The sequence below is a fragment of the Nonomuraea sp. NPDC049400 genome, from assembly GCF_044466425.1.
GTDB lineage: Bacteria > Actinomycetota > Actinomycetes > Streptosporangiales > Streptosporangiaceae > Nonomuraea.
This window is the reverse complement of record NZ_JBITMP010000028.1, coordinates 131,341-149,314: the sequence shown is the minus strand read 5'-3', so window position 1 is coordinate 149,314 and position 17,974 is coordinate 131,341. Positions and strand designations below refer to the sequence as shown.

Sequence of the window (17,974 nt, the reverse complement as noted above, 5' to 3'; positions counted from 1 at the left end):
CGCCCGGAATCGACAAATCCCGTTCCAAGCAACAACGCCAGTGGGCACTCGAGTCAGACTCCGGGCAACTCCTGCCCTTCAAGTCTCACTGTGGGCGATCGGCGAGCGCAGCGAGCGGGGGTTTTCGGGGGGCGCGAAGGGGGGCGTGAGCCCCCTGGGAGGCGCTGCCTGGAGCTCTCGTCGCGCGGAGCGCGCCCCCATTGCGCAGGACCATGCTGTTCCCCCGCCCGTACACTCCCTTAGGCGGGTTTGTGGCCGGCGCGGAGGAGGCCGTACGTCACCGCCTGCTCGAGTGCCTGCCACGACGCGTCGATGATGTTCTCCGCCACCCCGACCGTGGCCCACTCGGCCGTGTCGTCGCTGGACGTGATGAGGACGCGGGTTATGGCGCCCGTGCCGTGGGTGCCCTCCAGGATGCGGACCTTGTAGTCCACCAGCTCCAGCTTCGCCAGCTCGGGGTAGAGCTTCTCGAGCGCCAGACGTACCGCCTTGTCGAGGGCGTTGACGGGGCCGTTGCCCTCGCCCGTCGCGACGATGCGCTCGCCCTTGGCGTGGAGTTTGACGGTGGCCTCGCTGACCAGTTCGCCGCCCTTCGTGCGCTCCACGATGACCCGCCACGACTCGACCTCGAAGTGGCGCTTGCGCTCCCCGTGCACGGTGTCGCGCAGCAGCAGCTCGAACGAGGCGTCCGCGGCCTCGAAGGTGAAGCCCCGCGCCTCCAGGTCCTTGACCCGGGCCACCAGGCTCTTCGTGTTCTCCGGGGTCAGTTCGTAGCCGAGCTCGCGGCCCTTGAGCTCCACCGAGGCGCGGCCGGCCATGTCGGAGACGAGCATGCGCATGTCGTTGCCGACGGCGGCCGGGTCGATGTGCTGGTAGAGGTTGGGGTCGACCTTGATTGCGCTGGCGTGCAGGCCGGCCTTGTGGGCGAAGGCGGACGTGCCGACGTATGGGGCGTGGGAGTTGGGGGTGACGTTCGTGACCTCGGTGATCGCGTGCGCGATGCGGGTCATGTCGGCCAGGGCGTCCGCGGGCACGAGGTCGAAGCCGCGCTTGAGCTGGAGGTTCGCCACGACCGTGAAGAGGTTGGCGTTGCCTGAGCGCTCGCCGTAGCCGTTCGCGCAGCCCTGTACGTGCGTCGCGCCCGCCTTGACGGCGGCCAGGGTGTTGGCGACCGCGCAGCCGGTGTCGTCGTGGCAGTGGATGCCGACCCTGGCGCTGGTCTGCACGGCCTCGTGGACGATCTCGGCCAGCTCGTCGGGGAGCATGCCGCCGTTCGTGTCGCACAGGGCGATGACGTCGGCCCCGGCTTCGGCGGCGGTCCTGAGGACCTCGAGCGCGTACGCTGGGTTGGACTTGTAGCCGTCGAAGAAGTGCTCGGCGTCGAGGAAGACTCGCTGGCCCTCCGCACGAAGGTGAGAGACCGTGTCGCGGATCATCGCGAGGTTCTCCTGGAGAGTCGTACGGAGGGCGAGCTCCACGTGCCGGTCGTGGCTCTTGGCGACAAGGGTCACGACCGGCGCGCCGGATTCGCGCAATGCGGCCACCAATGGGTCGTCGGCTGCCTGCACACCGGCCCGGCGGGTCGCGCCGAACGCGGCGAGTTGCGCGTGCTTCAGGTCGAGCTCTGTTTGAGCGCGCCTGAAGAACTCTGTGTCCTTGGGGTTGGCGCCCGGCCAGCCCCCCTCGATGAAGCCGACGCCCAGGCCGTCCAAGTGGCGCGCGACGGCGAGCTTGTCGGCGACGGTGAGGTTGAGCCCCTCCTGCTGTGCGCCGTCACGCAGCGTCGTGTCGTATACGTGGAAGCGGTCGTCGGCCATGAGTCTCTCTTCTCTCAAAAGTTCGCTGGAAAGCAAAAAGACCCCTCACGGACGTGAGAGGTCTGCGCGCTGGCGGTGTCCCTTGTCAGCCAGCGCGCCTGCCGATAATGAGCAGACCGTAGAACATGGTGCCGTCCAGTCTGCCATATGGATTCACCATCTGGCACACCGATCTCACCTCCTGGGACAGTCCGCTACACCGTGACGCCGTCTCCCCCGGTGATGACGCGCTCCAGCGCCGCCGCGTCGAACGCCTCGTTGCCCAGCGTCCGCCCGTCGAGCAGGACCGTCGGCGTGCCTTCGAGCCGGACCTTGGCGCTCTCCTCCACATGAGCCTTCGCGTACGACTGCGACCTGACGCATTCGTCCACCGAGGCGCCCGCCTGTCTGGCCGCCTTGACCAGATCCTCGACGGCGAAGCCGGACGCCTGGCCGTGCGGCGCGGGCTGCATGGCGTACAGCTCGTCCCTGAAGGCGAGCCAGCTTTCCTCGGGGACGCAGCGGGCGGCAGCGGCGGCGCGGATGGAGTTCGAGCGCATGGGCTCGTCCCTGAAGATCGTCACGGGGTGGAAGACGACCTTGACCTTGCCTTCCATGGCCAGTTTCCTGATGGTGGCGTCTACTCTGGTGTGCAGTTCCTTGCAGACGGGACAGTCGAAGTCCTCGTACACGTCGAGCACGGGAGCCTCGCCCGAACGGTCGGCCAGGACCATCGAGCCGTCCACCTGCCGGGCCAGCCGCACCCCGTCGGACGACTCGCCCGGCTTCGAGAACGCCAGCACCCCGAGTACGGCGATGGCCACGCACGCGAGCGCCACCGCCAGCAACCGCTTCATCATCAGCCCACTCTCACCTCATTGATCGCGCAAACCCTACCCGATACCGGAAGAATGGCTACATGAAGGCATATCTTCTCGACCCCTCCGTCGCACAGTACGTCTTCGCCCACTCCACCTCGCCCGACTCTCTGCTGGAGGAACTGGCGAAGGAGACGGCCGAAGCCACGGGGAACGCCGCGGAGATGCAGATCTCCCCCGATCAGGGCATCTTCCTCACCATGATCACCCAGCTCGTGGCCCCCCAGGTGGCCGTCGAGGTCGGGACGTTCACCGGCTATTCGTCCGTGTGCATCGCCAGGGGGTTGTCCGGCGGGCGGCTGCACTGCTTCGACGTCAGCGAGGAGTGGACGTCCATCGCCCGCCGCTACTGGCAGAAGGCCGGGGTGGCCGACCGGGTGACGCTGACGCTCGGGCCCGCGCTGGAGACGCTGGCCGCCTTCGACCAGCCCATCGACCTGGCGTTCCTCGACGCCGACAAGGGCAACTACCCCGGCTACTACGAGCTGCTCATGGAGCGCCTGCGGCCCGGCGGGCTGATCGTGGCGGACAACACGCTGCGCAGGGGGCACGTGGCGGACCCGGCGCACAACGAGGTGACGACCGTGGAGATCAGGCAGTTCAACGACCTGGTGATCGAGGATCCGCGGGTGACCGTGCTCATGCTGCCCGTGGCGGACGGGATGACCTTGATCAGGAAGAACTAGCGCAGCGCGTCCTTCGCGGGGCCGGCGTCGGCACCGGAGTGGCCGGGTCCCGGGAGACCCGGCCACCGCGGGTTAGGCGATCTTGTGGATCCAGTTGTGCGGGTCGGGGCGGGCGCCGTACTGGATGCCCACGAGGTCCTCGCGCACCCGCATCGTCACGGGACCCGGCGTGCCGTCGCCGATCGTCCAGGAGCGGTCGGCGCCCCGCACCGAACCCACCGGCGTCACCACGGCCGCCGTCCCGCACGCGAACACCTCGGTGAGCTCACCGGACTCGCACCCCGCCTGCCACTCGTCGACCGAGATGAGGCGCTCCTCGGTCTCCAGACCCAGATCGCCGGCCAGCTCCAGGATCGACTCCCTGGTGATGCCGGGCAGCAGGGTGCCGGTCAGGGCAGGGGTGACGAGCTTGTCGCCGAAGACGAAGAACAGGTTCATCCCGCCCATCTCCTCGACGTACTTGTGCTCGTGGGCGTCCAGCCACACCACCTGGTCGCAGCCGTTCTCCACCGCCTGCCGCTGCGCCACGAAGGCGGCAGCGTAGTTCCCGCCGCACTTGGCGAAGCCCGTGCCGCCGGGGGCGGCACGCGTGTACTCGGTGGACAGCCACACCGAGACCGGCTTGACGCCACCCGTGAAGTACGAGGCCGCCGGGGAGGCGATGACCAGGTACTTGTACGACTTCGACGGGTAGTTCACGCCCAGCCCCGCCTGGGTGGCGATCATGAAGGGGCGCAGGTAGAGGCTGTGGCCCTCGGTCGTGGGCACCCACTCCTTGTCGGTGTCGACAAGGAGCTCGAGCGACTCCACGAACGTCTCCTCGGGCAGCTCCGGCATGGCCATCCGGACGGCCGAGCGGTTGAAACGGGCGGCGTTCGCGTACGGGCGGAACGTCACGATCGAGCCGTTGACCTGGCGATACGCCTTGAGCCCCTCGAACAGCTCCTGCGCATAGTGGAAGACCGAAGTGGCCGGGTCGAGCGAGAGCGGGCCGTACGGCATGAGCTTGGCGTCGTGCCAGCCCTGCCCTTCGGTGTAGTCGATCGAGATCATGTGATCCGTGAAGATCTGCCCGAAACCGGGGTTCGCCAGTACCTGCTCCCGCTCGGCCGCGGTGCGAGCGTGGTCGGATAGCTGCACGTCGAAGCTGAGCTTCTGAGCGATGGTCATGACGGAGGTCCTTCTCTCTGCGAAATCTGCCCAAATCTACAGAAGACTGCGGATAGGCGGTGGCGGGTGGCACTGCTCGCAAGCAGCCCCGTACTTCTTATTGTCTCGCTATATGGGATGGCAAGCGGCCGATGGGGTGGTTAGGCCGTTTGGACGCGAAAAAGCGCCCGGCGGTCCTCTGCGGACCACCAGGCGCTTGCGGGGCTAGGCGGTCCCTAGCCGGATACTCGCGCGGTGATGTCGTCACCGATCTCGTGAGTGGTGCGGCCGGTCCAGCCGGTCAGCCGCTCGAGGATGTCGTCGGCGACCGCCTGCTCGACCTTGGCCGCCTCGGCGTGCAGCCCGAGGTGGTCGAGGAGCATGGCGACGGACAGGATGGTCGCGGTCGGGTCGGCCTTGCCCTGGCCGGCGATGTCGGGCGCGCTGCCGTGCACCGGCTCGAACATGCTGGGGGCGGTCCGCTCGGGGTTGATGTTGCCGCTGGCCGCCAGGCCGATGCCGCCGGCGATGGCCGCGCCGAGGTCGGTGATGATGTCACCGAACAGGTTGTCGGTGACGACCACGTCGAACCTCTCGGGCTGGCTCACGAAGAACATCGAGGCCGCGTCGATGTGGCAGTAGTCGGTCGTGACCTCGGGGAACTCCTCCGCCACGCGGTTGACCGTGCGCTGCCAGAGGTCGCCGGCGTAGGTGAGCACGTTGGTCTTGTGGACGAGGGTCAGCTTCTTGCGGGGGCGCGACTTGGCCTTCTCGAAGGCGTAGCGCACGACGCGCTCGACACCGTGGGCGGTGTTGAGCGACTCCTGGGTGGCGATCTCGTGCGGCGTGCCGCGCCGCATGACGCCGCCGGTGCCCGCGTAGAGGCCCTCGGTGCCCTCACGGACGACGATCATGTCGATGTCTTCTGCGGGCGTGTCGGCCAGCGGGGTCTCCACGCCGGGGAACAGCTTGACCGGGCGCAGGTTGACGTAGTGGTCGAACTCGAAGCGCAGCCTGAGCAGCAGGTCGCGCTCGAGGATGCCCGGCGGGACGCTGGGGTCGCCCACGGCGCCGAGCAGGATCGCGTCGTAGCCGCGCAGCTCCTCCAGCACCGCGTCGGGCAGGGTCTCGCCGGTGCGGTGATAGCGTGCGGCGCCGAGGTCATAATGCGTGGGCTCGATCTTCGTGCCCACTGCCTCCAGGACCTTGAGGCCCTCGGCCACGACCTCGGTGCCGATGCCATCACCGGGGATGACTGCCAGACGGATGTTACGCGACTCCATGAGCCGTACCTTACCGCGTCGTCTCGACTGACGAACACTCCATCTCATCTATCGGACTTCGGTTCTCATTTCCCGGACGTCCGTTTTGCCCCTATTGCCATCCTTTGACCGTTTCGTTAGAGTCCGTCGAGCCTAATCCACGCAGCGGTTGCGTGGAGCCGGGGACCCACTTTCCCCCTGGGGCGAATCGGCACCCCCATGCCGTAGGGCTACTTCCAGGCCCGAGCCCGTCAGCTAACCCGGCCGGCCGCATGGAAGGACAGACCCCTGTCTCGCATTGCCATTGCCCTGGCGGCGGGCGCCGTCGGGCTCATTCTGGCCACCCCCGCCCAGGCAGCCCCCAAGGACGACCCCACCACTCTGACCGACCCCACCACCCTGACCGGCGCGGACATCAAACGCATCCGGCAACAGCAGGCGCCGAAGCCCGCCTGGAAGATCGCCCTCAATTTCGCCATGAGCAAGCGCGGCACCCCGTACGTGTGGGGCGGCGCCAGCCCGAGCGGATATGACTGCTCCGGGCTCATGCTCAGGGCGTACCAGCACGGGGGGATCGAGCTGCCCCGCACCGCGCGCGAACAGTACGCCGCGTTCGACAAGAAGATCGCCTGGAAGGACCTCAAGCCCGGCGATCTGGTCTTCTTCCACAACCTCGGGCACGTCGGGATGATCTCCCGCCCCGGCTACATGGTCCACGCGCCGCGCACGGGTGACGTGGTCAAGGAGGAGCGCCTGAACGCCTGGCGCAGGAACTCCTTCGTGGGCGCCGTCCGCCCCGACCCCAAGGGTGTGCGCCTCTGGGGCAAGCTGAAAGAGCAGCTCAGCGCCCCGGCGCCCGCCACGCTCAAGGCGACCGTGTAGGAGGCGCGCCGCACGTCAGCAAGGCGACATCGAGACGACGGCGCCCGTCTCCGCACTGTGCGCGGGAAATAGCTCGTCAAGCGCATCGGCGGCGTAGCCGTGGCGCTGTCGTCATCGATCGTCGCCCCTGCGCGGGGCGGCGGCGCGCACAACGCGGCCTTGCTGGGCGCGCTCGCGCCGGCGCGCGCGGCGTTAGCGTTGAGGCATGGCGCCAGAAAAGGTGCAACTCACCGAGGAGAAGGCGACGCTCCTCGCCACCCTGTACGGACGCGCGCTCGACGCGAGATCACGGCACCCGATTCTCGGCGACGACATGGCCCTCGAAGCGGTCGGCAGGATCGACTTCGACTTCCGCAAGACCGGCATGAGCCCCGCCCTGGCCGCCGCCGTCGCGCTCAGGGACCGCTTCATCGACCGGTGGGCCGCCGCGTACCTCGCCACGCACCCCGAAGCCACCGTGCTCCACCTGGGCTGCGGCCTCGACACCCGCTTCTACCGGCTGGCGCCGCCGCCCACCGTCCGCTGGTACGACGTGGACTATCCCGAGGTCGTCGAGCTGCGCGGCCGGCTGTTCCCCGAGCGGCCGGGCCACCGCGTGATCGGCTCGTCGGTCACCGACCTGAAGTGGCTGGAGCAGGTCCCGGACGACGCTCCCGCGCTGGTCGTCGCCGAAGGTCTGGTCTACTACCTCCACCCGCACGACGGCCGGGCACTGCTGCGGGCGATCGTGGACCGCTTCCCCGGCGGGCAGGTCGTCTTCGACGCCATGAGCAGGCTCGGCGTCCGGCTGCAGAAGCTCAACAGGCCCGTGCGGAAGGCCGGGGCCACGCTCCACTGGGGCATCGACGGCCCCGGCGAGCTGGTGTCGATCCATCCGAGGCTGCGCTGCGTGAGCGCGGTGAGCGCGTTCGACATCGGCGGGTTCGACCGCCTGTCGCCGCCGCACCGGATCTCGGCCTGGGTCGCCGGGGCGATACCGGGCGTGAAACGGTCGGCGGTGTTCTACCGGCTCGAGTTCTGAGGAGCCCCGCCGTTGTCCCGGCGGTCCAGGGCGGTCTGCACGGCCTCCGCGGCCTCGTCCTCGTGCTCTTCCGAACGGTTCCAGGCATACATCTCGTACATGTGACTCATCTCATTTCGCGAGCGTTCCAGAGGGACGTCGGACTGCGTTTCATTGCCGAACCCGTTCGGAGGGCTGTGATGGATGTCCTCGCTTCGCTGCGGATCCATCACAGCGCAAATCCGACCGAGCCTGCTCTCGCAGGGTCCGGATCACGGACCGGGCGAATGGGACTTACTGGCCGACACACAACGCCACTCACCGCGGCGAGTCGTCGACCTGCCCTAACAGGCCCCGCCGCGGCAGGTAATAAGTACGAGAACCTGGCGCATTTCCAGTAACAGTACCTCAGCAATCTCGTTGGATGTCCTACTATCTCGCATGCTGAGACGCAAAGGGCCGCCACCCGGAACGATCCGGGTGGCGGCCCCAGGGCCGGAAAGGGCGGTCAGTCCTCCAGATCCACCGAGCGGCCGCTCTCAGCGCCGATCTCGCTCACGATCTGGTCGATCACCTCGGCCGGGATCGCCGAGTCGACGGTCAGCGCGATGAGCGCCTTGCCGCCCTTGGTGGAGCGGGCCACCTGCATCGAGGCGATGTTGACGCTGTGCTCGCCGAGGAGGCGGCCGACCACGCCGACGATGCCGGGACGGTCGGTGTAGGTGAAGAACGCCAGGTGGGACGTCGGCTCGATCTCCATCTCGTAGCCGTTGACCTCGACGATCTTCGTGATCTGGCGAGGGCCGGAGAGCGTGCCGGAGACCGAGACCTGGCGGCCGTCGCCGAGCAGGCCGCGCACGGTCACCACGTTGCGCCAGTCGGGGCTCTCCGAGCTGGTCACCAGCTCCACGGTGAGACCGCGGTCCTTGGCCAGCAGCGGCGCGTTGACGTACGTGACCTGCTCCTCGATCACGTCGGTGAACACGCCCTTGAGCGCGGCCAGCTCGATCACCCGCACGTCCTCGGAGGCGATCTCGCCGCGCACCTCGACGTCGAGCTTCGTGGCGACCTCGCCGGCCAGCGCGGTGAACACGCGGCCGAGCTTCTCGGCCAGCGGCAGCCCCGGCTTGACCTCCTCGGCCACCACGCCGCCCTGGACGTTGACGGCGTCCGGCACGAACTCGCCCGCGAGCGCCAGCTTCACGCTCCGCGCGACCTGGGTGCCGGCCTTCTCCTGGGCCTCGTGCGTGGAGGCGCCGAGGTGCGGCGTGACGACGACCTGGTCGAGCTCGAACAGCGGGCTGTCGGTGCACGGCTCCTTGGCGAACACGTCGAGACCCGCTCCCGCGACGCGCCCCTCCTTGATCGCCGAGTAGAGCGCGCCCTCGTCCACGATGCCGCCGCGGGCGACGTTGATGATGCGCACCGACGGCTTGACCTGGTGCAGCTCCCTGTCACCGATGAGACCGAGGGTCTCCTTGGACTTGGGCAGGTGGACGGTGATGAAGTCGGCCTGCTTGAGCACCTCTTCCAGGCTGAGGAGCTTGACGCCCATCTGCGCGGCGCGGGCCTGCGGCAGGTAGGGGTCGTAAGCGATCAGCTCGACGCCGAACGGCTGGAGCCGCTGGGCCACCAGCTGGCCGATCTTGCCCAGGCCCAGGATGCCGATGACCTTCTCGTCGAGCTCGACACCCGTGTACTTGGACCGCTTCCACTCCCCGTTCTTCAGCGCGGCGTGAGCCTGGGCCGTGTTGCGCGCGCTGGCCAGGATGAGGGCGACGGTCTGCTCGGCGGCGCTGGTGATGTTGGAGGTCGGCGCGTTGACGACCATGACACCGGCCTTGGTGGCGGCTTCGACGTCGACGTTGTCGAGACCGACCCCGGCGCGGGCGACCACGCGCAGCTTGGGCGCGGCGGCGATGGCCTCGGCGTCGACCTGCGTGGCGGAGCGGACGATCAGGGCGTCCACGCCGGCCAGAGCGGGCAACAGCTGGGAACGGTCCGCGCCGTCGGTGTGGCGGACCTCGAAATCAGCCCCGAGTACGGCGAGGCCAGCCTCGGACAGCTCTTCTGCGACCAGAACGACGGGCTTGTTCACTGGTGTGGATCCTTAACGGCACGGCGGGCTTGGGGGGACACGGGGTCCCCCGGCTGTCCCACAGAGTCTATCCGTCGCTTGTGAACGTGTTCACGAGAGGCCCCACCATGTGAGACCGGCCCCGCCTAGGTGCATAGTCCGCTACCTGCGGCGGTCCGCTGAACGCGGCCCGCCGTACCCTCAGGCGACAAACTCATCCACTCCGCATACATCTTTGTCTTGATCGGGAGATTTATTCGCCATTAGCCTGATAAGCCGTGGCCGAGTACCTAGGGTTCGTCTTATGAGCATCGGGAATCCTGCGCTTGCCGACGTGCTCGCACAGCATGGCACCCCGCATCGCCTGCTGAGCGCTGTCGCCGACGGTGGAGTCCTGGTGGCGGTGCGACCAGATCGCTCAGTCGTCCTCGGGACGACGCAGGCCGGTGACCGGGTTCTCCTCGGTTACACCAGCGCCGCCACCTACGCCAGGCACCGCGGTAGTCATTCCCTATCGGCGTGCGACGCCGACACCATCCTGGACATCCAGCGCGTCACCGGCGTGCGGGAGATCGTGATCGACGCGGCCGGACCAGCCGCCGCGGCTGTGCCCATCGACGATCTCCAGCGCTTCCTCACCTCGACGCGCACGGGGCCGACGCCCGTCCTGTCAGGGGCGGTGCCGGCCGCGTACGCGACGGGTGCGATGGCGACCGTGTCACGCGGTGCCGCGCTGGCCCAGGCGGCGCCCCCGACGCCGCACGCGCCGACGCTGCCGTGGGTGCCCGCGCCCCGGCCGCACCTGTCGGGGCCCATGCAGCAGGTGGACCCCGGCTACCGGCGGTGCACCCATCCGATCCTGCCCGCGCTGCGGCAGGCCATCGGACAGCTGCTCATGGACTTCCCGCTCGTGCACCACGTCTGGATCTCCGAGGCGCGTACGGCGTCCGGGGCTCCCGGGATCATGCTGCACGTGAAGGTGCACATGTCGGCGGCCGAGGACGTCGTACGCGACCTGCACCGCCTGGTCCGCGCCCGCCTGCCGCAGTTCGCGGCCTCCGGGGCGCCGATCCTCATGGCCAGGGTGGCGGACGCGCGCAGCGAGCGCCGGATGATCGAGATCGGCGCGCACGTGGTGTGCGCCAGCGTCACCGACTGACGCTTTACATGGCGAAACGGGGCCCGGGAATCCGGGCCCCGTTCGCTCTGCCTTGGGCTCAGGCCATCCTGCGCGCCGGCACCAGCCGCGTCCGCGTGCACAGCCCGGCCACGAGCGCGGCCAGCAGGGGTAGCCCCACCACGACCTCGGCCAGGAAGAGCCAGGGAATGGCGATCGTCGTGGACCATGGAAGAGCGTAGATGACGTCGCCGGAGCCGAGGAAGCCCGAGCGAGTCGTCGGCCAGGTCAGCGCGACCCCGCTGGCGACCCCCGCGACGAGCCCCACCAGGGCGCCGAGGCCGGCGATGTAGGCGGCCTGGGCCGCCACCACGAGTCTGCGCACCCGGGGCGCCCCGCCGACGGCCGTGAGGGTGTCGAGGTCCCGGCGCATGTCGGCCGCGGCCAGGCCGGTGGCCGCGAACGTGCCACCGAGCACCAGGACCAGCGCCGCTCCGAGCAATATCAGCAGCACCCTGAAACGGTCCTTCTCGGTGCTCTCCTGCACGCGGGCGAAGACATGGTCGCCGACCACGGTCCTGAGCTCGGTGGTCAGGCGTTGGTCGTCGGGAACGACGTGGTCCGCGTAGAGGACCCGCTCCTTCGCCTTGAGTCCTGCCTGCCTCAGCGCCGACTCCGGGATGACCACGCCGACCTGGGAGGGGTCGGCACCGTTCGATGCCACGGCGGGCACGCGCAGTTCCTTGATCTCCTTGTTGGCCTCCTCATCCCAGCGGTACGCATCCAGCGTGACCACGCCGTCGCGCACCAGGTCGGGGCCGAACGCCACGGCCTTGCCGGCGGCCAGCGCCGCCGCGGCCTGCGGGTCCCGGCGCTTCTGGAGGAAGGCGAGCAGCCGTTCGTCGCCGACCGGCATGGGGTAGAAGCGGTCCCCGGGCTGCCGGCAGTCGAGCGTACAGTCCTGCCGCCAAGAGAGGCTCAGGGTCATGGGCCGTCCCTGCGCGTCGGTCGCCTGCAGCCCGCTGACCAGGCTCACCCCGGGCAGCTTCGCCTGGACGACCTCCTTCAACTTGGCCCATCCCTGATCGTCCACCGCGGTGGGCGCGGCCTGGATCATCGTGGTGTTCAGGGGCAAGAATGAGTCGCGGTTCGCCTCCTGCTGGATGAAGGAGCTGTTGGCGGTGATGCCGAGGGCGACCGCTACCGCAGTGGCCGCCATGACAGCCGCGCTGGCGGAGGCCGTACGGACCCGATGGCGCGAGGCGTCGCGCACGGACAGGCGCAGCGGGAGCGGCAGCCGACCGGCGAGCCGGCCCGTGGCCTGGACCAGCCACGGCATCAGCGCGACCAAGCCGAAACCGACCACCATCGCGGCCACCACGACGGCCAGCGCGTCCCTCCGCACGGCCCACACGCCCGCCGCCACCCCGAGCACCACCAGCACGATCCCGAGCACGGGCCGGCCCGCACGACCGCGTGTGTCCACGGCGGCGCGCCCGGCCAGCACCTGCACGGGACTCTGCCGGCTCGCCTGGATCGCGGGCACGACGGCGGCGGTCAGCCCGCTGACCACGCCCAGGACGGCCACGCCGAGCACCTGCCCCCACGGCACGTCCGCCGGGCCGTGCATCCAGTCCAGCCGGCGGGCCGCGTACGACTCCACCAGCAGCCCGGCGCCGATGCCGAGGGCGGCGCCGAGCAGGGCCGCCGCGCCGCCGAGCAGCAGCCCGTCGGCCAGCACGATCGCCTTGAGCTGCCGCCCCGAGCCGCCCTGCGCGGCGATCACGGCGAGCTCCCTGCGCCTGCGCCGCAGCCCGACGGCGAAGGCGGGCCCCGCGAGCAGGACGGTCTCCGTCACGATGAGCACGACGGCGATGCCGAGCTCGACCAGTCTCTCCGAGCGTCGAGGGCCGGACTGGTCGAAGTCGGCGGTCTCGATCACGGCCCGCGAGGTGGCGGCCAGGCCGGCCTTGTTGAGTCTCAGCACGTCCGACCATTGGACGGGGGCGGCGGTGTCGATGAGCCAGCCGCTGCTGTTGCCGTCGTTCTGCGGCGGGAGGAGCCCTGCCGGCAGGGCCACCATCTCGCGCGCGCCCGGCCGGTTCGGGTTCTCGGCGACCCCGACCACCCGCACGGTGCGGTCCGGCCGCCACACCTTGATCGTGTCGCCGATCCGCACGCCCCTGTCGATCATCGCGGGCGACACCGCCGCCTCGCCGGGCGCGGTGGCGAACCTGCCCTCGACCAGGCGGCGCATCCCCTGGGTCAGCGGGTCGCGCATGTCGGCCTCGAAGACGTCGGCCCGGTCGTAGCCGTCCGCGAAGCGGGCCTCGACGACGTTGGACTGCCAGCGGAGCATGCGTCCCTGGAGCAGGGTGCCGATCTCGGCGGGCGTCCACGGCCGTTCGGACCGCCGGGCGGGGGGCTGGTTGGCCACCTCTCCGTCCGCGCGCTGCTCGACGGGGGTGCGGAACGGGAGTGTGATGATGCGGGCGTCGGCCATCCCCAGCGTCGAGTTCAGCTTGTCACGCGGGGTGAGGCTCGTGGTGGCCGCGCCGGTGAGGACCGCCGTGATGACCAAGACCGGCAGGCCGATCATCACCATGATCAGCGCGGTGCGGCCCTTGAAACGCAGGGCGTCCCTGCGGGAGATGCGCAGCGCGGCGCGGAACGCGCTCATCTGGCGCTCTCCAGGCGCACGGCGTTCGACTCCACGATCAGGCCGTCACGCAGGTAGACCACCCGGTCGGCCCAGGCCGCGTAGCGCGGCTCGTGGGTGACGAGCAGCACCGCGGCGCCCTCGTCGCAGCGGGTGCGCAGCAGCTGCATGATCTCGTCGCCGGTGGCCGTGTCGAGCGCGCCGGTCGGCTCGTCGGCCAGCAGCAGCCGCCGCTCGCCCGCCAGCGCCCTGGCGATGGCCACGCGCTGGCGCTGCCCGCCGGACAGCTCCTCGGGGAAGCGGTCGGCGACCTCCCCTGCCCCCACCTCGGCGAGTACGGCCAGCGCCTCCTCACGTGCCCGCCCAGACCGTACGCCGTCGAGCTCCCTGGGCAGCATCACGTTCTCGGCTGCCGTGAGGGACGGGATCAGGTTCAGGTCCTGGAAGACGTAGCCGACGCTGCCGCGCCTGAGTTTGGCCAGGTCCTTCACTGTGGCGAGGTCCCGGCCCTCGATCGTCACGGTCCCCGAGGTGGGCCTGTCGAGGCCACCCGCCACGTTGAGCAGGGTCGACTTGCCCGAGCCCGATGGGCCCATGACCGCGACCAGCTCCCCCGCCGACACCTCCAGGCTCACCCCTTTCAGGGCGTGCACCTGGCCGTGCTCGCGGGTGACGTCCCGCAAACTCACCACAGTCATGACGTCTTCTCCTTGGAAACGGCCTCGCAGTGGTCCAGCCAGCGCTGCTCCGCCTCGGCCTTGAAAATCAACGAATCGAGGACCAGCCGCTGCGCCGTCCCGCCGGTCGCGGCGCGCTTGGCCCTGGTGAGCTCCTGCAGCCCGCGCATGGTGGCCACGCGCTGGGTCTGGATGACCTCGGCCACGTCCACGCCACCGGCCACCGCCATCGCGATCTTGATAGCCAGCTCGTCCCGAGGCCGGTCGGTCTGGGCGACGGGGGTGCTGAACCATCGCTCCAGCTCCTCCCGACCGGCCTCGGTGATCGTGTAGACCGCGCGGCCCTGCTCGTCGGCGCCCCCTGGCGCCACCAGGCCATCGCGCTCAAGGCGGGACAGCGTCGTGTAGACCTGGCCGATGTTCAACGGCCAGGTCGCCCCCGTGGACGCCTCGAACTCCACCCTCAGCTGATAGCCGTAACGCGGTCCGCTGCTCAGCAACGCGAGCAGTCCGTGTCTGATCGACATGGATACTGAGTATGCATACTGAGTATGCCCTCGGCAACTGATCCGCGTTTTCTGGACAGCGAGCGTGCTTCAGTCGGATACTCGCTACATGAGTTCCACGCATCCGCCCTTTCGCGCGTCCGACGGGGAACGCGACCGCGCGATCGAGGAGCTCAAATACCGCGCCGTGGAGGGCCGGATCTCGCACGACACGTTCGTGGGCCGGGTGGACCAGGCGCTGCGCGCGCAAAACCAGCACGAGCTCGACGAGTTGGTCGCGGACCTGCCGCGACGGCCTTCGCTCCGGCAGCGGCTGACCGACGCCGTCGCCTCGGTCTCCGAGTTCACCACCCGGTTGCAGTCCGCGTGGCGGCGTCCCCGGCTGCCCCGGCTGGCGCTGCCCGATGACGACCGGCTGCGTTACGTGGTGGGCCGGGGGTCGGCGTGCGACCTCGTGCTGTCGGATCTGACGGTGTCCCGGGTCCACGCCGAGCTGCGGCGTCAGGGCGACGGCGGGTGGATGCTGGTGGACCTGGGCTCGCTCAACGGCACCCGGCTCAACGGGTGGCGGCTGGTGGGTCCCGCACGGGTGCGGTCGGGCGACGAGATCTCGTTCGGCGACTGCGGCTTCCTGCTGACCTCGGGCCAGCCTTCCCTCTGACGTCGCGCCCCCGCAGGCCCGATAAATACGGATATTTGCGGATTACATCGGGGCTGGGGTGATTCATGCTCTCATGCGATCCCCCAGTCACTTGGAGACCCCATGCGGCGCACCTCAGCATCCCTCGTCGCGGGCGCGCTCGTCGCAGCCCTCGCGTGGGCGTCCAGCTCCTCCTCCACCGCCGTCGCCCTGGAACCCGCCGCGGGCGTGGCCGACCTGACCCAGGACATCAACAAGATCCTCAGCGACTCCCGGCTCACGATCGCCAGGGCAGGCGTCGTCGTCAAGAGCGCGGCCACCGGCGAGGAACTGTACGCCACGGACGCCGGCAAGCTCCTCACCCCCGCGTCCAACACCAAGCTGTTCACCTCCGCCGCGGCCGCGGAGACGCTCGGGCTCGACTACCGCTTCCCCACCACCGTGCTGAGCACCGGGCGCAAAGTCGGCTCGGCGCTGACCGGCGACCTGGTGCTGCGCGGCACCGGCGACCCGACCATGCTGGCCGAGGACTACGACGCGCTGGCCGCCAAGGTGGCCGCAGCGGGCGTCAAGGTCGTCACGGGCAGGCTGGTGGCCGACGACACCTGGTTCGACTCGCAGCGGCTGGGCAACGACTGGTCGTGGGACGACGAGACCGCCTACTACGCGGCGCCCATCTCGGCGCTGACCGCCTCCCCCGACAGGGACTACGACGCCGGCTCGGTGATCGTGTCCGTGGCGGCCGACGGCGACAAGGTCAAGGTGTCCACCACGCCGGAGACCGGCTACCTGAAGATCGTCAACGAGGCCACCGTGGGCTCCGAGACCGATGTGCTCATCGAGCGACAGCACGGCACGCGTACCGTCGTGATCACCGGCACGGTGAAGGACCCGTACCAGGAGTGGGTGGCCGTGGACGACGCCACGGCGTACGTCTCCTCGCTGTTCCGCGGCGCGCTGGCCAAGCACGGCGTCAGGGTGCTCGGGCCGACCGTCACGGGCGCGACCCCCGAAGGGGCCACGGAGCTGGCCGAGCATGAGTCGATGACGCTGGGCGAGCTGCTGGTGCCGTTCATGAAGCTGAGTAACAACATCCACGCCGAGATCCTCACCAAGGCCATGGGACGCAAGGTCGCGAACCAGGGCACGTGGCCGGCCGGCCTCAAGGTCAGCACCGACTTCGCCAAGGCCAACGGGGTGCAGGTGATCAACATGCGGGACGGCTCCGGGCTGTCGCGCCGCGACGGCTTCTCGCCGGGCTCGATCGTGCAGCTGCTGACGGCCGTGCGGAGCAAGCCGTGGTTCAAGACCTGGTACGAGTCGCTGCCCATCGCGGGTAACGCCGAGCGCTTCGTCGGCGGCACCCTGCGCAGCCGGATGCGCAACACGCCGGCCGCGAACAACGTGCACGCCAAGACGGGCTCGCTGACCGGGGTCACGTCGCTGTCCGGGTACGTCACGAGCGCCGAGGGCGAGCCGCTGATCTTCTCGATCATGCTGAACCAGTACCTGTCGTCCTCGCCCAAGGACATCGAGGACAAGATCGCCATCCGACTCGCCCAGTTCTCGCGCGCCAACCCGACCGCCGACGCCGTGCAGCTCCGCGCCACGGACCACGGCGCGGCGGGCGACCTCGAATGCTCCTGGCTCAAGCCCGCGCAGTGCTAGTGATTCTTTGAGACCGCAGCGGCCCTCTGACGTTCAGGGGGCCGCTGCGGTTTACCGGCAAGCAAGCTTGGAGCTCCAGGTTGCATCCGAAATTTCCATACATAGCCGACGCTGGAGCGCCAGAATTCGGGTTCGACGCTGTGTCGAACCCTGAACCGGAGGACAGAATGCGCAGACTGCTCCAGGCACTCACCTGCCTAGGGAGTCTGGCGGCATTGTGCCTCCCCGTGCCCGCCGCGCAGGCGGCGGCCTCGTCGGCGTGCCGCGTGCTCGCGGCCGAGCCGGTCGCGAGCAAGGGCGTGGTACGGGGGACCGCCACCAGGACGGGCTGCACGGACCAGGCCCGGTTGCGGGTACGGATCATGGTCGTCGTGCCGGGCGCCGACCGGGTCGTCAAGAGCGGCTCGAAGGTCGTCGGCACCGGGCGGGTGACGGCGGGCGTACAGTGCTCCGCCACCCCGCGCAGCTATTACGTGGTCGCGACCGACGCACAAGGGCACACCAGGCAGTCGCGCCCGGTGAGGCTGTCGTGCGCGTCGGGCGGCGGCTTCGCCTCAGCGGTCGAGGAGGAGGTCGTCCGGCTCACCAACCAGGCCAGGGTGAAGAAGGGCTGCCGTCCCCTCGTCCACGACCCCAGGTTGCACCTGGCCGCCGAGCGCCATTCGGCGGACATGGGAGCCCGCAACCGCCTCACGCACGACTCCAGCAGCGGGCGCACGTTCGACCAGCGCATCAAGGCGGTCGGCTTCTCGGCCAGCATGATCGCCGAGAACATCGCCCAGGGCCATCCCACCGCCCGCGCCGTGGTGAACGCCTGGCTCAAGAGCCCGGGACATCGGGGGAACATGCTGAACTGCTCCTTCACCCACATCGGGGTCGGGCACCACACCAAGGGACCCTCCTGGACCCAGGTCTTCGCCGCCCACTAGAGCCAACCACCCGCCAGAGCCAAGGGAGCGTCGGGCCTCCACCGGCCA

General features: G+C 69.5%; 15 protein-coding genes and 1 riboswitch. Of the genes, 7 read left to right on the top strand and 8 right to left on the bottom strand.

Annotated elements, in window-relative coordinates; genetic code table 11:
• Positions 1-239: 239 nt before the first annotated feature.
• Together cimA and ACIBVN_RS36180 are read right to left on the bottom strand one after the other, a co-directional pair.
• Positions 240-1,817: a citramalate synthase gene (gene cimA, locus ACIBVN_RS36185; protein ID WP_397144289.1), complete on the bottom strand. Its 1,578-nt coding sequence runs from the start codon at positions 1,815-1,817 to the stop codon at positions 240-242.
• 194 nt (positions 1,818-2,011) lie between these two features.
• Complete coding sequence (locus ACIBVN_RS36180; protein WP_397144287.1) at positions 2,012-2,656, bottom strand: DsbA family protein; 645 nt, start codon at positions 2,654-2,656, stop codon at positions 2,012-2,014.
• A gap of 59 nt (positions 2,657-2,715) precedes the next feature.
• On the opposite strand from ACIBVN_RS36180, the gene ACIBVN_RS36175 reads away from it, so the two are divergent.
• On the top strand, positions 2,716-3,360 hold the full coding sequence (locus ACIBVN_RS36175) for an O-methyltransferase (RefSeq protein ID WP_397144285.1): 645 nt from the start codon (positions 2,716-2,718) through the stop codon (positions 3,358-3,360).
• 72 nt (positions 3,361-3,432) lie between these two features.
• Here the strand turns inward: ACIBVN_RS36175 and ACIBVN_RS36170 are convergent, their stop codons facing one another.
• Positions 3,433-4,530: a branched-chain amino acid aminotransferase gene (locus ACIBVN_RS36170; RefSeq protein ID WP_397144283.1), complete on the bottom strand. Its 1,098-nt coding sequence runs from the start codon at positions 4,528-4,530 to the stop codon at positions 3,433-3,435.
• A 215-nt stretch (positions 4,531-4,745) separates the two neighbouring features.
• Positions 4,746-5,792 carry a 3-isopropylmalate dehydrogenase gene (locus ACIBVN_RS36165; RefSeq protein WP_397144281.1) on the bottom strand — a complete coding sequence of 349 codons (1,047 nt, stop codon included), beginning with the start codon at positions 5,790-5,792 and terminating at the stop codon, positions 4,746-4,748.
• 119 nt (positions 5,793-5,911) lie between these two features.
• Positions 5,912-6,056: riboswitch (cyclic di-AMP (ydaO/yuaA leader) on the top strand.
• 192 nt (positions 6,057-6,248) lie between these two features.
• Here ACIBVN_RS36165 and ACIBVN_RS36160 point away from each other — a divergent pair.
• On the top strand, positions 6,249-6,653 hold the full coding sequence (locus tag ACIBVN_RS36160) for a C40 family peptidase (protein WP_397144279.1): 405 nt from the start codon (positions 6,249-6,251) through the stop codon (positions 6,651-6,653).
• Positions 6,654-6,858: 205 nt separating this feature from the next.
• Positions 6,859-7,674: a class I SAM-dependent methyltransferase gene (locus ACIBVN_RS36155; protein WP_397144277.1), complete on the top strand. Its 816-nt coding sequence runs from the start codon at positions 6,859-6,861 to the stop codon at positions 7,672-7,674.
• A 487-nt stretch (positions 7,675-8,161) separates the two neighbouring features.
• Here the strand turns inward: ACIBVN_RS36155 and serA are convergent, their stop codons facing one another.
• Positions 8,162-9,751 (bottom strand): phosphoglycerate dehydrogenase, encoded by a 1,590-nt coding sequence (gene serA, locus ACIBVN_RS36150; protein WP_397144275.1) that lies wholly within the window; start codon positions 9,749-9,751, stop codon positions 8,162-8,164.
• Positions 9,752-10,034: 283 nt separating this feature from the next.
• On the opposite strand from serA, the gene ACIBVN_RS36145 reads away from it, so the two are divergent.
• A complete protein-coding gene (locus ACIBVN_RS36145; protein WP_349450845.1) occupies positions 10,035-10,889 on the top strand; it encodes a hypothetical protein in 855 nt (284 codons plus the stop codon).
• Positions 10,890-10,947: 58 nt separating this feature from the next.
• On the opposite strand, the gene ACIBVN_RS36140 is transcribed toward ACIBVN_RS36145, so the two are convergent.
• From ACIBVN_RS36140 to ACIBVN_RS36130, 3 genes are read right to left on the bottom strand one after another with little or no spacing between them, the layout of a single operon-like run.
• Positions 10,948-13,527, bottom strand: coding sequence for an FtsX-like permease family protein (locus tag ACIBVN_RS36140; RefSeq protein WP_397144273.1), 2,580 nt, complete (start codon positions 13,525-13,527; stop codon positions 10,948-10,950).
• The gene (locus ACIBVN_RS36135; RefSeq protein WP_397144271.1) at positions 13,524-14,204 is read right to left on the bottom strand and encodes an ABC transporter ATP-binding protein; all 681 of its coding nucleotides are present in this window, start codon (positions 14,202-14,204) and stop codon (positions 13,524-13,526) included. Before ACIBVN_RS36135 ends, ACIBVN_RS36140 begins: the two co-directional genes overlap by 4 nt.
• The gene (locus ACIBVN_RS36130) at positions 14,201-14,710 is read right to left on the bottom strand and encodes a PadR family transcriptional regulator (protein ID WP_397144269.1); all 510 of its coding nucleotides are present in this window, start codon (positions 14,708-14,710) and stop codon (positions 14,201-14,203) included. The genes ACIBVN_RS36135 and ACIBVN_RS36130 overlap by 4 nt, the downstream gene beginning before the upstream one ends.
• A gap of 88 nt (positions 14,711-14,798) precedes the next feature.
• Between ACIBVN_RS36130 and ACIBVN_RS36125 the strand changes: the two genes are divergently transcribed.
• From ACIBVN_RS36125 to ACIBVN_RS36115, 3 genes are all read left to right on the top strand, one after another.
• Positions 14,799-15,350, top strand: coding sequence for an FHA domain-containing protein (locus ACIBVN_RS36125; protein ID WP_397144267.1), 552 nt, complete (start codon positions 14,799-14,801; stop codon positions 15,348-15,350).
• Between the two features lie 102 nt (positions 15,351-15,452).
• Positions 15,453-16,997 carry a D-alanyl-D-alanine carboxypeptidase/D-alanyl-D-alanine-endopeptidase gene (gene dacB / locus ACIBVN_RS36120; RefSeq protein ID WP_397144265.1) on the top strand — a complete coding sequence of 515 codons (1,545 nt, stop codon included), beginning with the start codon at positions 15,453-15,455 and terminating at the stop codon, positions 16,995-16,997.
• A 167-nt stretch (positions 16,998-17,164) separates the two neighbouring features.
• Positions 17,165-17,926 carry a CAP domain-containing protein gene (locus ACIBVN_RS36115; RefSeq protein ID WP_397144263.1) on the top strand — a complete coding sequence of 254 codons (762 nt, stop codon included), beginning with the start codon at positions 17,165-17,167 and terminating at the stop codon, positions 17,924-17,926.
• Positions 17,927-17,974 lie beyond the last annotated feature (48 nt).

Bases quoted from the DNA above. Each gene is read 5' to 3' on its own strand.
- cimA (WP_397144289.1), bottom strand. From the start codon at position 1,817: ATGGCCGACGACCGCTTCCACGTATACGACACGACGCTGCGTGACGGC.
- ACIBVN_RS36180 (WP_397144287.1), bottom strand. From the start codon at position 2,656: ATGATGAAGCGGTTGCTGGCGGTGGCGCTCGCGTGCGTGGCCATCGCC.
- ACIBVN_RS36175 (WP_397144285.1), top strand. From the start codon at position 2,716: ATGAAGGCATATCTTCTCGACCCCTCCGTCGCACAGTACGTCTTCGCC.
- ACIBVN_RS36170 (WP_397144283.1), bottom strand. From the start codon at position 4,530: ATGACCATCGCTCAGAAGCTCAGCTTCGACGTGCAGCTATCCGACCAC.
- ACIBVN_RS36165 (WP_397144281.1), bottom strand. From the start codon at position 5,792: ATGGAGTCGCGTAACATCCGTCTGGCAGTCATCCCCGGTGATGGCATC.
- ACIBVN_RS36160 (WP_397144279.1), top strand. From the start codon at position 6,249: ATGAGCAAGCGCGGCACCCCGTACGTGTGGGGCGGCGCCAGCCCGAGC.
- ACIBVN_RS36155 (WP_397144277.1), top strand. From the start codon at position 6,859: ATGGCGCCAGAAAAGGTGCAACTCACCGAGGAGAAGGCGACGCTCCTC.
- ACIBVN_RS36145 (WP_349450845.1), top strand. From the start codon at position 10,035: ATGAGCATCGGGAATCCTGCGCTTGCCGACGTGCTCGCACAGCATGGC.
- ACIBVN_RS36140 (WP_397144273.1), bottom strand. From the start codon at position 13,527: ATGAGCGCGTTCCGCGCCGCGCTGCGCATCTCCCGCAGGGACGCCCTG.
- ACIBVN_RS36135 (WP_397144271.1), bottom strand. From the start codon at position 14,204: ATGACTGTGGTGAGTTTGCGGGACGTCACCCGCGAGCACGGCCAGGTG.
- ACIBVN_RS36130 (WP_397144269.1), bottom strand. From the start codon at position 14,710: ATGTCGATCAGACACGGACTGCTCGCGTTGCTGAGCAGCGGACCGCGT.
- ACIBVN_RS36125 (WP_397144267.1), top strand. From the start codon at position 14,799: ATGAGTTCCACGCATCCGCCCTTTCGCGCGTCCGACGGGGAACGCGAC.
- dacB (WP_397144265.1), top strand. From the start codon at position 15,453: ATGCGGCGCACCTCAGCATCCCTCGTCGCGGGCGCGCTCGTCGCAGCC.
- ACIBVN_RS36115 (WP_397144263.1), top strand. From the start codon at position 17,165: ATGCGCAGACTGCTCCAGGCACTCACCTGCCTAGGGAGTCTGGCGGCA.